Annotated in this window: 11 protein-coding genes; 1 reads left to right on the top strand and 10 read right to left on the bottom strand. The window is 52.5% G+C overall.

Going from position 1 to position 13,485, the window contains the following annotated elements; genetic code table 11:
- Window positions 1-145: 145 nt before the first annotated feature.
- Window positions 146-511 carry a DUF1304 domain-containing protein gene (locus ACZ41M_RS00815; RefSeq protein WP_464730745.1) on the top strand — a complete coding sequence of 122 codons (366 nt, stop codon included), beginning with the start codon at window positions 146-148 and terminating at the stop codon, window positions 509-511.
- 165 nt (window positions 512-676) lie between these two features.
- On the opposite strand, the gene ACZ41M_RS00810 is transcribed toward ACZ41M_RS00815, so the two are convergent.
- The 10 genes from ACZ41M_RS00810 to ACZ41M_RS00765 form a co-directional block, all read right to left on the bottom strand.
- Window positions 677-2,635 carry a beta-galactosidase gene (locus ACZ41M_RS00810; RefSeq protein ID WP_464730746.1) on the bottom strand — a complete coding sequence of 653 codons (1,959 nt, stop codon included), beginning with the start codon at window positions 2,633-2,635 and terminating at the stop codon, window positions 677-679.
- A gap of 25 nt (window positions 2,636-2,660) precedes the next feature.
- A complete protein-coding gene (locus tag ACZ41M_RS00805; protein WP_464730747.1) occupies window positions 2,661-3,740 on the bottom strand; it encodes an aldose epimerase family protein in 1,080 nt (359 codons plus the stop codon).
- A 13-nt stretch (window positions 3,741-3,753) separates the two neighbouring features.
- Window positions 3,754-5,265, bottom strand: coding sequence for a UDP-glucose--hexose-1-phosphate uridylyltransferase (locus ACZ41M_RS00800; protein ID WP_464730748.1), 1,512 nt, complete (start codon window positions 5,263-5,265; stop codon window positions 3,754-3,756).
- Between the two features lie 28 nt (window positions 5,266-5,293).
- On the bottom strand, window positions 5,294-6,466 hold the full coding sequence (locus ACZ41M_RS00795) for a galactokinase (RefSeq protein ID WP_464730749.1): 1,173 nt from the start codon (window positions 6,464-6,466) through the stop codon (window positions 5,294-5,296).
- Window positions 6,467-6,559: 93 nt separating this feature from the next.
- On the bottom strand, window positions 6,560-7,591 hold the full coding sequence (gene mglC, locus ACZ41M_RS00790) for a galactose/methyl galactoside ABC transporter permease MglC (protein ID WP_464730750.1): 1,032 nt from the start codon (window positions 7,589-7,591) through the stop codon (window positions 6,560-6,562).
- 26 nt (window positions 7,592-7,617) lie between these two features.
- Window positions 7,618-9,144 (bottom strand): galactose/methyl galactoside ABC transporter ATP-binding protein MglA, encoded by a 1,527-nt coding sequence (gene mglA, locus ACZ41M_RS00785; RefSeq protein ID WP_464730751.1) that lies wholly within the window; start codon window positions 9,142-9,144, stop codon window positions 7,618-7,620.
- A gap of 125 nt (window positions 9,145-9,269) precedes the next feature.
- Window positions 9,270-10,337, bottom strand: coding sequence for a galactose/glucose ABC transporter substrate-binding protein MglB (gene mglB, locus ACZ41M_RS00780; protein WP_464730752.1), 1,068 nt, complete (start codon window positions 10,335-10,337; stop codon window positions 9,270-9,272).
- Between the two features lie 367 nt (window positions 10,338-10,704).
- Window positions 10,705-11,229 carry a hemerythrin domain-containing protein gene (locus ACZ41M_RS00775; RefSeq protein ID WP_464730753.1) on the bottom strand — a complete coding sequence of 175 codons (525 nt, stop codon included), beginning with the start codon at window positions 11,227-11,229 and terminating at the stop codon, window positions 10,705-10,707.
- Window positions 11,222-12,277, bottom strand: a complete 1,056-nt coding sequence (locus ACZ41M_RS00770; protein ID WP_464730754.1) for an L-threonylcarbamoyladenylate synthase — start codon at window positions 12,275-12,277, stop codon at window positions 11,222-11,224. The genes ACZ41M_RS00775 and ACZ41M_RS00770 overlap by 8 nt, the downstream gene beginning before the upstream one ends.
- The gene (locus tag ACZ41M_RS00765) at window positions 12,270-13,466 is read right to left on the bottom strand and encodes a 5-(carboxyamino)imidazole ribonucleotide synthase (protein WP_464730755.1); all 1,197 of its coding nucleotides are present in this window, start codon (window positions 13,464-13,466) and stop codon (window positions 12,270-12,272) included. Before ACZ41M_RS00765 ends, ACZ41M_RS00770 begins: the two co-directional genes overlap by 8 nt.
- Window positions 13,467-13,485: the final 19 nt, after the last annotated feature.

The following is a 13,485-nucleotide window of genomic DNA, read 5'->3' as shown; positions in this document are numbered from 1 at the left end:
AAATTTAAATAATCGAAAGACAGGTGGATTGATATTTTAGAAAAATAAGTTAAGATGTAATCGATTTACTTAAGTAATTGTTTATCTTTTTTTAACAATACAGCACCGATTGATTGGAGTGCTGACATCGTTTATAAGGAAATATATGAGTTTAATTGCCTGCGTCTTTGTCGCCCTAGTTGCCTTAGAGCACCTATTCATCTGCTGGATGGAGATGTTCGCGTGGGAAACCGTCGGTAAAAAAGTATTCAAAGGCGCCATGCCCGACGCCATGTTCACCGCCACTAAAAATATGGCGGCCAACCAAGGGCTGTACAATGGTTTTCTGGTCGCAGGTTTGTTCTGGTCGCTGATGATCGCCGACCCAATTTGGCAAGTGCGCGTCGCGGTATTTTTCTTGGGCTGCGTGATCGTCGCAGGTCTATACGGTGGCTTCACTGTGTCCAAGCAAATCATCCTCAAGCAGGCATTGCCCGCCATCATTGCCCTGCTGTTGGTATTTTTCAGCTAATCAGCTCGACTCAAAAAAAACCGCACAAAGATCGTGCGGTTGAGGCCGTTGATAAAGTCCTTCTCCCCTTGCCTCTCTCCCGTAAACGGGTGAGAGGTAAAAAAACAGAGGTTTGTCTATAATCTGAACCGCACGATGGATGAATCATGACCGTGCGGTTTTTTATTACGGCTCATCCGATAATGTGCGCTTGAGCACCGAGTACGGCGCAATGGTGCGAAACTCAACGGTCTGTGGGTGCGAGGTATGGTTCAAATACCAAGCCATACCATTCTGCCCCTCGCCACGCTCAATGCGCTCCAAACGATCCACTATGGTCTTATCGGCTATACCCGCTTGCTCCAAAACCCGTCCGACCACATCACTCATCGTGGTTTCATCCAGCCCCGCGCCAACCCAGTAGACAAAGCCCCGCTCATAGGCATTCACTGTGACGCAGGCGTAGTCTTTGTAGAATTTATCGTCGTAGCGATACAGCACCTGCACGCCTTCGCCCGGCTCAATCATATCGCGCCAAACCGTTGCCACAGCCCGCGGATAGCCACCTTGGGCGACCACGGGTGCAGAGATGCCGTTACCGAGCGATTCGCTTTCACGCACCCGTCCACCGAGCAGATCGTGAATGAACGCAGGCGTAGGCATGAAACGATGCAGATTGTTTTGGCGATTTTTAATCGCGCTACGATAGCCCATGAGCAGCACGCCACCGCCTGCGACGAATGCGCGCAGACGCTGCGCCAACGATTCGTCCATAATTTGCATCACCGGCAGCACCACGACTTTGTAGCCCGAAAAATCCTTTGCCGTACTGATCACATCGGTCATGACATTGGCCGCGTGAAACGGCGCATACAGCCGCATGAGCTCCTGCGTAAAGTCAAACGCATCGGATTGCTGTTGAATCGCCCACGATTGAATATTGTCATAGTCATACAGCACGGCAACATCGGCATGAATCGGCGTACTCAAACTCGGCTGCTGCGCGACATCATGCATGAATTCCTGCACTTCGCGGTATTTACGACCGGTTTCATTGTCAATATCAAGGATACCGAGGCAAAACTGCTCCGCGCCGCGATCCATACCGCGCCAGCGGAAAAACAGCATATTGTCACAACCGCGCGCCATCGCCTGATACGCCCAGAGTTGAGCCTGCTTCGGACGTGGCAAATAGCCGATGTGGTTGTGACCTTGCGCACCCATGAGCTGCTCGACAATCCAGAAGTTTTGCTGCTTCAGCCCGCGTATGTAGTCCAGCGTCATGGCGATTTCGGCGGGCTTGAGCGGTTCTTTTAACCCGCCCCAAACGGGATAATTGTCATAGGAGACGAAATCCAGCTCTGCCGCCATGATATTTTGGTCATACGCGCGATTGAAAAATCCGCCGAACAGGTTGTGTGTGACTTGTTGATGCGCGCCACGATGGGCCTTGATCAAATCAATTTGCATTTTGGCAAAGGCATTGATGCTGTCCGAGCGAAAGCGCGCCCAGTCCAAGCGCAGCGCCGGATTATGCGTGGTCACGGTGTGAACCGGCATCGGGATCTGCGCAAAATCGGTGTAGGTTTGCCCCCAAAATATCGTGCCGTAGGCCTCATTCAGACGCCCGATGTCGTCCTCATACGCGTCGCGCAAATAGTCCTGAAAAGACAGGTGGCACTGCTCGCAGTAGCATTGATCCGAGCCTTCGTGACCGATTTCATTGTCCATTTGCCACGCGATGATGGCCGGTTCCTTCGCATAATGTTTGACCAGCTTGCTGACGATTTTTTCGGTGTATTGTTGGTACACGCGCGAGTTGTAGCAATATTGTCGTCGCCCGCCGAATACACGTACCTCGCCATTCATTTCCTGCGCCAAAATCGACGGATGCGTTTTTGCCAACCACGCAGGAAAGGTCGCGGTCGGCGTACCAAACATCACTTTGAGTTCGTGCGCTTTGGCTTTGGCTATCACCTGATCGAAAAACGAGAAATCAAATTGCCCTTCAATCGGCTCCATCTTTTGCCACGCGAATTCGCCGATGCGAATGATGTTGCAGCCCATCTCGCGCATGCGGCGCATGTCCTCGTCCATCATTTCGACCGGCCAATGCTCGGGGTAGTAGTCAACGCCTAAATACATGCTCGCTCCTCCTTAGTTTAGTTCGTCACTTGGGTTCGTCACTTGAGTTCATTACATCAAATGCGTATACGCATTCGTGACGGTATTCTTCATCAGGCAACAGCCGCGCCGGATGGTCGCCGTTGCTTTTCGCTCGGTGTGGGTACAGTTGCGTTTCGATGCACAGCGCATCGTAGGGCCGCCCCTCCACACCATCACGCAAGCATTCGCCCGCCGCATAATTATGCGCATACAGCACCGCGCACGGCTGATCGGTGTACACGCGCAAACGCCGCCCGCTGTTCGGCTCGCACAGCGTCACTTGCGCACGCGCCGTATCCACGCGGTCAAAAATAAAGTAGTGGTCAACGCCTCGCGCCTGCGTGATGCGCGGGTCGGCGCTGTTCAATATATCCGCCACAGCGCGCGACCGGCGGTAGTCAAAATCGCTATCCGTCACCATCCATTCATCACCATTGACCAGCAGCTCGTCACTCATCGCACACACGGCATCCGCATGGATGTGCAGCTGATGCGCGTGAACCGTATCACGCGCATTACCCGACAAATTGAAGTAACTGTGGTGCGTGAGATTACACAATGTCGGCGCATCGGTCATCGCGCGATAGTGCAGCGTCAAGCGCTGTGCGTGATCCAAAGTATACGTCAGTTCAATCGCCAAATTGCCCGCATAGCCATTTTCCCCCGCCGAACTTAGCAGCGAAAACACCACCTGCGCACGGCCATCGGGCAATTGCTGCGCGCGGTGCTGCCACAATTGATGCGACATCGCGTTCGATCCGCCGTGCAATACATGCGCGCCTTGAGTGAGCGGTAGTTGCTGCACCACACCGTTCAAAGGATAGCGACCCCGCGCAATGCGCCCTGCCGTGCGTCCGATGGTTGCACCCAGATACGACGGATTGTGCGCATAATCCTGGTGATCGGCAAAACCCAGCACGATACTTTCGATTTGTCCCGTTTTATCGGGCATGCGAATGTCCAACACACTCGCACCCCAGTTCATCAACTGTACGCTAAAGCCCGAAGCACAGCGCAACTCATACACCGTGACGGTGTGCGCTGCGATCTGTGTTTCAAACGACCGGATAGCTACTGTTTGCATAAGCCAGAATACCTTACTGAATCAACTGCTCGATAAAGCGCGCAAAGCCCGCCTGCCCCGCCGCGTCACGTTTGTACACGCCCGCGTCGGTCAAAACCTGCACAAATACCGCCCCGATGGCGGATTTCAAATAATCCTGCGCATCCGTTCCTGCCACATACTTCGGCGCAATCTGCGCGAACCAATCCGCATGCACCGCCAGCTCAGGATGGTTCGACAGCGCATCCTCGCCGCGCAAACACGCCGCCAAATGCTGCAACGCCGTCTGCAAACGGTCGGGCAAAACTGCCAAGCCCATTACTTCGATCAAACCAATGTTTTCTTTTTTGATGTGGTGCAGCTCCGTGTGCGGATGAAAAATCCCCAGCGGATGCTCGTCGCTCGTGCGGTTATTGCGCAGCACCAAATCCAGTTCAAACACACCCTCGCGCATACGCGCAATCGGTGTGACGGTGTTGTGTGGCGTGTCATGGGTCTGCGCAAAAATCCCCACCGCCGCGTCGCTGTACCCGCGCCAATTGTTCAATAATTCATCCGCCGCATCGACCAACTGCGCCGCATTTTGGCCACGCAATCTCAGCACGCTCATCGGCCAAATCAATTGCTGCACTTCGATATCCGTATATTTCGGCCAGACAAAAGCATGCTCTACCTCGGCGCGGCTCATGGCAAACTCGTAACAGCCCCCCTGAAAATGATCGTGGCTCAAGATCGAGCCGCCGACGATCGGCAAGTCGGCGTTCGAGCCGAGGAAGTAATGCGGGAACAGCGCGACAAAATCCAGCAAGCGCACAAAAGTCGCGCGCGTCAGTTTCATCGGCTCGTGCTCGGCCTTGAGCACGATGCAATGCTCGTTGTAATACTCATACGGCGAATACTGCAAGAACCAGGGTTCATTGTTCAGCGTCAATGGAATCAAGCGCAGATTCTGCCGCGCCGGATGATCCATGCGTCCGGCGTAGCCCTCGTTTTCACGGCACAGCAGGCATTTCGGGTACGAAGCGCTTTTGGCTTGCCCTGCGGCAATGATCGCTTTCGGATCTTTTTCCGGCTTGGACAGATTGATCGTGATGTCCAACTCACCATAGGCACAGCGATGTTTCCAGCAATTGTTTTTCGCCACACGCGCCATGCGAATGTAATTGCTCGCGCGCGACTGCTGGTAAAAATACCGCGTCGCTGCCTGCGGACTGCTCGCGTATTCATGCGCAAATGCGGCTTGAATCACCGACGGTGGCGCCACAAGACAGCCCATCAGCGCGGTATCAAGCAAATCGTGCTGCGTGATACCGTCGTTGGGAATCACCCCGCGCACAAATGCATCGGCCACCAACACATCCAACACCGGCTGAATCTGCCCCAATGCAACCAACTGCGCCTCGCCGTCATCCGGCCACGCATCCAATTGCAATACCGCCAGCAATCGGTGGCGCACCTCGTATTCATCCGCCGCAGCATACAGCCCCTGCTCGCGCCCGTAGCGCATCAGGGTATGCAGTGCGTGATTGACCTCCATTTGCGTCATGAGATGATCTTCCTTTATTTAGTTTTTCTTATGCAGATTCGAGCATACGCGCACCGTTACCAATGCGCACGTCGTAAAACGTCGGCGCCATACCGGTGACTGATTCGTATTGCTGCGCCACATTCTGCTTGAATGCCTCCAACTCGTCCGTACGCACGATCATCACACTGCATCCGCCAAAACCCGCGCCGGTCATGCGCGCACCGACCGCACCGTGATCCCACGCCGCCTGCACCAGTGCATCCAAATGCTCGCCCGTCACGGCAAAATCATCGCGCAGCGAGCGATGCGAGGCATTGAGCAATTGCCCAAACGTCGCGATATCTCCCGATGTGAGCGCGCTCACGGCCTGTAAAGTACGCTGATTATCACCAATCACATGACGCGCGCGTTGGCGAGCCAAATCGTTTTGAATGACGTGTTCGTGTTGCGCAAACTGCGCCACCGTCAATTCGCACAGCGCCTTGATCGAAACCATAGTTTGCAAATCGGCCAATGCGGCTTCGCACTCGGCGCGGCGCTCGTTATATTTCGAGTCGGCCAATTCGCGGCGCTTATTGGTATTGGCGATCAGCAAGGTGTATTGCTCGCCCAGCTGCACTGGCACGGTTTGATAATCCAACGTCGCGGTGTTCAATAACAAGGCATGATCGGCGCGCCCCATGCCCGAGGCAAATTGATCCATGATGCCGCAGTTCATGCCGTTGAACTGATTTTCCGAGCGTTGCGACAGTTGCACCAATTGCAATTGCGTGCGCTCAAAGCCATACACATCGCGCAGCAACACCGCTGTCACCAACTCGATGGACGCGCTGGAGGACAAACCCGCGCCATTCGGAATATCACCCGCGAACAAAATATTCAAGCCATGTGCGAAGCGCACTCCATCCGCCATCAGCATGGCAAATACACCGGCGGGATAATTCGCCCAGTGGCGCTGTTTATCAAATGCCAAATCGTCCAAGGCAAACTCGATGATGCCGACGGATTCAAAATTCACCGAGACCACGCGCACCGTGCGATCGGTGCGTTTGGAGGCCAAGGCGTATGTGCCGTTACCCAAAGCACAGGGAAATACATAACCGCCGTTAAAATCCGTATATTCACCGATCAGATTCACGCGCCCGGGTGCAAAGGCAACGTAGCTCGCTGCCTCGTTAAAATAGCCTTGGAATTGTTGTTTGAGTTCTGTTAAATCCATATTTCCCCCTTAAGTACAAAGGCACGGTGTTTCATCCCTGAAACCCGTGCCCTTTGATTCTGCAGCCAGAAAGCTCTGGCTACCGAAGTGTCATTAGGTTTTCTTCAGATATTTACGGGTATCCAAAGCAACGGCAGAGATGATGATCAGGCCTTTGATCACATATTGCCAGTATGGCGATACACCGGAGAAGTTCAAACCATAGCTAATGACTTGGAACATCAACACACCGATGACCACGCCGCTGATTTTACCCACACCACCACTGAACGACACGCCACCGACCACACAGGCTGCGATTGCGTCCAACTCGTACATATTACCGGTGTTGTTGGTAGCAGAGCCGACACGCGCCGCTTCCAATGTACCGGCAAAACCGTACAAGGCACCGGCCAAGGTATAAACGATCAACAATGTTTTGGTGATATTCACGCCCGATACCGCTGCTGCTTCGGGATTGCCACCGACCGCGAACAGGTTTTTACCAAAGCGCGTTTTGTTCCACAGAATCCACATAAAAATGGTCACTGCCGTGGCGTAGATCACCAGATACGGCACCATCAAACTACCGATGCGAAAACCACCCTGTGCAAACTCGGTATAGTGCGTGGCCAAACCACCAATCGGTTGCGCACCCATCGGCTCACGATCGACATACATGGATGACAAACCGTAGATGATAATCATCGAACCCAAGGTGGTAATGAACGGTGTCACTTTCAATTTAGCGATCACGAAACCATTCAAAAAGCCCAAGAACGCGGTGATGATACAGGCGACAATCAAGGCAACAATGATATATTGATTCGCTAAAATGCCCGGCAAATGCTGGTACATACGGCTCACATTATCCGGTGATTGCAGCAATGATGCCGCCACAACCGCGGACAAACCCACCATGCGGCCGGCGGACAAGTCCGTACCCTGCGTCACGATCAGACCGGCCACACCCAAGGCAATAATCACGTTGGTCGAAGCCTGCGACAAAATATTGGTCAAGTTGACCAGCGACAGGAAGCTCGGGTCGTTGTACACAAACACTGCCACCAACAGTAACAAAACGATGGTAATCGCATTGTCCAGTAAAAACTGACCTATCGACTTACTCGTTAAAGCTTTACTCATTTTTTTCTCCTAACATACTCTTGCGATTACAAGTATTTGGCCGATAAAGCCATAATTTCTTCTTGCGTGGTTTCTGCGGTATTGACGATACCAGCAACGCGACCATTACTCATGACCAAAATGCGATCCGTCACGCCGAGCAACTCCGGCATTTCGGATGAGATCATGATGATGCCCTTGTCTTTGTTCGCCAAATCAATCATCAACTGGTAAATCTCGTATTTCGCACCCACGTCAATCCCGCGCGTCGGCTCGTCCAGCATCAATACCTCCGGACCGGTCAACAGCCAGCGACCCAAAATCACTTTTTGCTGATTACCGCCGGACAATGTACCGATTTGCGTTTTTTGATTCGGGGTTTTCACACGCATCGAGTCAATCACCCATTTGGTGTCTTTGCCACGTTGTTTATCGCTCAAGATACCAAACTTCACGTAGTGCCCCATATTGGCAATGGTGGAGTTGAAGTTGATATCCAGCATACTGAAAATACCGGTTTGACGACGCTCCTCAGTCACCAAGGCAAAACCGTTCTCGGTGGCTGCGCGGCTGTCGCGATTGCGGATTTTCTTACCATGTAGCAAGATGTCACCGGATTTAATCGGACGCAGACCGAACAAGGTTTCAACGATTTCCGTGCGTTTGGAGCCGACCAGACCGGCCACACCCAAAATCTCGCCTTTGTGCAGATTGAAAGTGACATCCTGAATCGATGGTTGATTCAATGCAGTCAACCCTTTGACCTCAAGAATCGTTTCAGCCGGTTTATTGGTTTTCGGTGGGAAGCGGTGCGTCAAATCACGCCCCACCATCAAACTGATGATTTTGTCGGTGGTCAGATTTTCGGCTCGCTCCGTCGCGACCCATTGACCATCACGCATCACCGTCACATCGTCGGCAATTTTCAGAATTTCTTCCATCTTGTGCGAGATATAGACGATGCCGACGCCGCGTTCTTTGAGCGTGTCGATGATGCGGAACAAATGCGCCACTTCTTTCTCAGTCAAAGAGGAAGTCGGCTCGTCCAGCACCAATACTTTGGAGTGATAGGAAACGGCTTTGGCAATTTCCACCATCTGCATCGCGGATACTGACAAATCGCCGACTTTGGTGTGCGGATCGAGCTGAATATCCAGCGATTTAAAAATCTCTTTGGTGTCTTGGTAGGCTTTCGCTTCGTCTGTGAACAAGCCCTTTTTAGGGAAACGTCCCAACCAAATATTGTCAACGATAGATGCCTGACGCACTTGATTGAGCTCTTGATGCACCATTGCCACACCCGATTCGAGCGCCTGTTTGGCATTGGTGAATTGAATTTTTTGACCATCTAATAATACTTCGCCTGCATCGGGATGGTAGATACCGAACAAGCATTTCATCAGCGTGGATTTGCCCGCGCCGTTTTCGCCCATGAGTGCATGAACCGTACCCGGACGAACATTCAGATGCACATCGTCCAGTGCCTTAACCCCCGGAAAGCTTTTCGAAATGCCCTGCATTGAGAGCAGGTAACTGGGGTTTTGATTGCTGTGGACATTTTCAGAAACAGCCATAGTCCCTCCGACTTTTGTACTTATGAAAGTTGCGGCAACGTTTGTTGAAACATCGACCGCAACTTCTTTTGTCTCGCATGAAACAAAACGATGTCACTTTGCAATGACATCGTTTGTGGTTTCAATTATTTGTAAGCGTCTTCGCCGACTTGCAAATTGTCTTTGGTCACGATCACGTATGGTACGCGAACCGCTTTACCATCGAGTTTCCATGAAGTACCTGCCAATGGGTCTTTACCCGTTGCAGCATTCAGAGCCAACTCAAAAGTCGCTTTACCTTGGTTTTTCGCGTCGTTCAATACGGTACCGACCATTTCACCGCTCTTGATTTTCGCCAAAGCGTCAGGAATCGCGTCTACACCGACTACCGGCATGAATTTGCCGTCTTTGAAGTAGCCTTTGGCTTGCAATGAGTTGAGTGCACCCATCGCCATACCGTCGTTATTCGCTACAACAAATTCAATTTTATCGCCGTGTTTGGCTTGCCAAGCGTCCATCAAGTTGTTCGCTTTAGCAGTGTCCCACATCGCGGTTTGCAATTCGAGTACTTCCACTTCGATACCGGCTTTTTTCAACTCTTCTTGCATGAATGTGGTACGTGCTTCTGCGTCTGGGTGACCCGGCTCACCTTTCAAAATCACCATTTGGATTTTGCCGTCTTTATTTTTGTCCCATTTAGCTTTGTTGGCAGCCCATTCTTTAGCGATCAACTGACCTTGCAAAATGCCTGATTCTTCGGATTTAGTACCGACATACCAGCATTTATCGCACGCAGCCAAAACGTCTGCCTTTGGTTCTTTGTTAAAGAACACCACTGGCAAATTCGCTGTTTTTGCTTTGGAAATAACGGTAGCCGCCGCTTGCGGGTCAACCAAGTTAATCGCCAATGATTTCGCGCCTTTGGCAATCATGGTGTCTACTTGGTTATTTTGTTTCGCTTGGTCGTTTTGCGAGTCGTTCATAGACAAAGTGGCTTTGCCTGCTGACAAGGTTTCGATCGCACGACGCACGAATGACATGAAGTTGTCATCGTATTTGTAAATGGTTACACCGATCATCGGCGTGCCCGCTGCAGGTGCTGCACCCGCTGCAGGAGCAGCATCAGCCGGTTTGGTCTCTGCCTGCTTACCGCCACAAGCCATCATGGTTACTGCACTTGCAACTGCTAAACCCAAGGTCAATAGTTTTTTCATTGTACATTCTCCAAAAAATTACGCGCTCTGCGCGGACGTGCCGATTGCTTCGGTCATAATCGCCGAAAGGTGCAAACAGGCCAAAAAAGTGATGATTTTGCACTCATTTGTACTGCTTTAACCATCCAGTGTGAGTTATTGTACTCCCAGTTTTTCAAAAATGTAACCGGTTTATGACACAATATCTTAAAAAATTGATCGAATATTTGCAGAAATTATGAGTTTTTTTAAAAATATTTTTAATTATTTAGATAACTCAATGATTTTATTGATTATTTTAATTTGAGCATAAACATTTATGCAACATTTTGGCCACGCATGATCTGGTATCTACACGTACCATCATGCCAAACGCTCGCTTTTTGAATTATTTTTCGCTGTTTTCTTCATTCTGATCGGCGCTGCCACAGCCACAACCGTCATTCCCCGTGAGCTGTTGAACTTGGTCCGCGGAGGCCGGTTGACTCAAATCCGCGTTGGTTGATTCGATAAAGTACGTTAAAGCATAATCCATCGTGCTCGCATGAATGCGCAACCAAGCGCCCAACTCTTTCGCCAGCACATAGGCATACTGCGTGTCGCCGTTTACCACGCACTCGCGCACCTGACGCATCACGCCAAATACCTGATTGTGCTCGCTGATGTGACAGCCCGCCGCAGGAAAACTCAGACGCGCCATCCAGCCCTCTTCCAAATCAAAATGCGCGCGCGTATGTGCAATGCACTCGTCCAATACGCCGAGCAATTCGGATTCGGGCGTCATGGCCAAACGATTGAGCAAATCGCTCATTTCATGATGCACTGCATCCAATTGTGCATTGCCGAGCACCATCTCATCATCCCACTGGATCACAGGTTCACTCGCAGGCGCAGTTACAATCGTGTCATTCATGATATTCCTTTGTTAGATGAATCGGCGCTGATGACGGCAAATTTGAGCCGACAATCGCCCGATTCAGCCGATCGCGCACCGCATCCCAAGCCGCATCATCAGGCAGGCGCTCCACCGCAATGCGCGTCACACCCCATGTGTCCAACTGCCGCAAAGCGTGGTACAAACCACGCGCATATTCATGGGGATTTGCCGATAAACGCATAACGCGTCCCTGCGCCTCAGAGTACTCCGAGCGCTCCGAATACACCAACCCCGCACCCTTTGCCCAATCCTCAGGCGCCAACTCATCCAGCCACATCATCGGTGTGCTCGGTGCATAATGCGCCAGCAAACTGCCCGACACCCGTGGCGCATCGCCCGCATTTTCCGGCAAAATCGGCGTTACGCCCGTCACCCGTTCAATATCTTGCGGCGTAATATGCCCAAAACGCAAAATGCGCGGCACGCCCGAAGTCAAATCCACAATCGTTGACTCAATACCAATCACCGACGCATCGCCATCCAGCACCCAAACCGCATGCTCGAACTCTTCGCGCACATGCGCCGCACGGGTCGGACTGACGCGCCCGAAACGGTTCGCCGACGGTGCGGCAATGCCCACGTTTGGCGTATTTTTTAACACCGCCAACTGCGCCAAAACATCCTGAAACAGCACATGATTCGGTGAACGAAATGCAATCGTATCCTGCCCACCCGTGACAGTCGCATCAATCTGCGGGTGTTTGGGCAGCACCAATGTCAGCGGCCCGGGAAAAAACGCCGCCATCAAAGCACGCGTCAAACGCCACATGTCCTCGCTCATGCGCGCGGCGTCAATCCAATAGCCAATGTCCGCATCCGCCGCAATATGCGTGATCAGCGGGTGCGTGCTCGGACGGTTTTTGATCGTGAAAATCTCGCGCACTGCCGATGGGTTTGCCGCATCCGCCGCCAAACCATACACCGTCTCGGTCGGTAAACCAGTGACCTCGCCCGCCGCCAATTTTTCTGCGGCCAACAGCACCTGAGTACGCACAGAATCAATCACATCAGTCACATTAGTCACGTACGCCACCACTCAAACCCAAAATGCGCATCGCCGCCTCGGTACGCTCGATCACGGCTTCCATCCGTTTGCCCACGAAATTCACATGCCCCATTTTGCGTGCGCGGCGCGGTTCGGCTTTGCCATACAAATGCACAAAGCTATCCACCTGCGACAATACGCCCGCCCAATCGGGATTGCGTTGTGCATCATTCGCGTCAAACCACACATCCCCCAAAATATTCAACATCACCGTCGGGCTATGCTGAAAGCTCGCGCCCAGCGGCAATCCGGCCATTGCACGCACCTGCTGTTCAAACTGACTGGTCAGGCAGGCATTTTGCGTGTAATGCCCCGAGTTATGCGGACGCGGCGCCATTTCGTTCGCCACCAGCGAGCCATCCTGCAAGATAAAAAACTCAACACACAGCACGCCCACATAGCCCATCGCCTCAGCGATTTTTTGTGCGGCCTGCTGCGCCGTCGCGGTCAATTCAGCCGACGCACTCGGTGCTGGCACCGTCGAGGTATGCAAAATCCCATCACGATGCACGTTTTGCGCCAGCGCATAGTGCGCCACGTCGCCACTCCAACCACGCGCGAGCAAGGCCGAGACCTCAAAAGCCAAAGGCAAACGCTGCTCCAATACGCATGGCACTTGATTCAGCTGCGCCCACGCCGCCGCCAAATCATCCGCTGTTTTGACCGAAACTTGTCCTTTACCGTCATAGCCCAAACGCGCCGTTTTTAAAATCGCGGGAAATAACTCGCTGCGCGCCTGCGCCAGAGCCAACTCCTCTGCCGTGCGAATCACGGCATACGGCGCGACGGCCACGCCGCCTTTTTGCAAAAACTCTTTTTCAACGATGCGATCCTGCGCAATCGCCACCGCATTACCCGATGGCGCAACGGGCACACGTTCACCCAACCCACGCAACACATCCGCCGGTACGTTTTCAAACTCCGTGGTGATCGCCGCACAGTTCGCCGCCAATTCAGCCAACGCCGCCGCATCATCATACGCCGCGCATAAATGACGATTGGCCAACTGCCCCGCCGGACTGTTGGAATCAGGGTCAAGCACCCAGATCGTATAGCCCATGGCCTGCGCCGACTGCGCGAACATGCGACCGAGCTGACCGCCCCCGAGTACGCCTAAAATGGCTGGAGGTGCAATGGGTTGTGTGAGTGATTTCATCATAGGAGTCATTCTAATAGCGCTCATAACT

The sequence above is a fragment of the Puribacter membranae genome (assembly GCF_055380425.1).
Note: the sequence above shows the minus strand (reverse complement) of the source record. Positions and strands in the feature narration are given on the sequence as shown.

Excerpts from the sequence above, each read along its gene's own strand:
- mglA (WP_464730751.1), bottom strand. The coding sequence starts at position 9,144 with ATGGCTGTTTCTGAAAATGTCCACAGCAATCAAAACCCCAGTTACCTG.
- mglC (WP_464730750.1), bottom strand. The coding sequence starts at position 7,591 with ATGAGTAAAGCTTTAACGAGTAAGTCGATAGGTCAGTTTTTACTGGAC.
- ACZ41M_RS00805 (WP_464730747.1), bottom strand. The coding sequence starts at position 3,740 with ATGCAAACAGTAGCTATCCGGTCGTTTGAAACACAGATCGCAGCGCAC.
- ACZ41M_RS00795 (WP_464730749.1), bottom strand. The coding sequence starts at position 6,466 with ATGGATTTAACAGAACTCAAACAACAATTCCAAGGCTATTTTAACGAG.
- ACZ41M_RS00815 (WP_464730745.1), top strand. The coding sequence starts at position 146 with ATGAGTTTAATTGCCTGCGTCTTTGTCGCCCTAGTTGCCTTAGAGCAC.
- ACZ41M_RS00775 (WP_464730753.1), bottom strand. The coding sequence starts at position 11,229 with ATGAATGACACGATTGTAACTGCGCCTGCGAGTGAACCTGTGATCCAG.
- ACZ41M_RS00810 (WP_464730746.1), bottom strand. The coding sequence starts at position 2,635 with ATGTATTTAGGCGTTGACTACTACCCCGAGCATTGGCCGGTCGAAATG.
- ACZ41M_RS00765 (WP_464730755.1), bottom strand. The coding sequence starts at position 13,466 with ATGACTCCTATGATGAAATCACTCACACAACCCATTGCACCTCCAGCC.
- ACZ41M_RS00800 (WP_464730748.1), bottom strand. The coding sequence starts at position 5,265 with ATGACGCAAATGGAGGTCAATCACGCACTGCATACCCTGATGCGCTAC.
- mglB (WP_464730752.1), bottom strand. The coding sequence starts at position 10,337 with ATGAAAAAACTATTGACCTTGGGTTTAGCAGTTGCAAGTGCAGTAACC.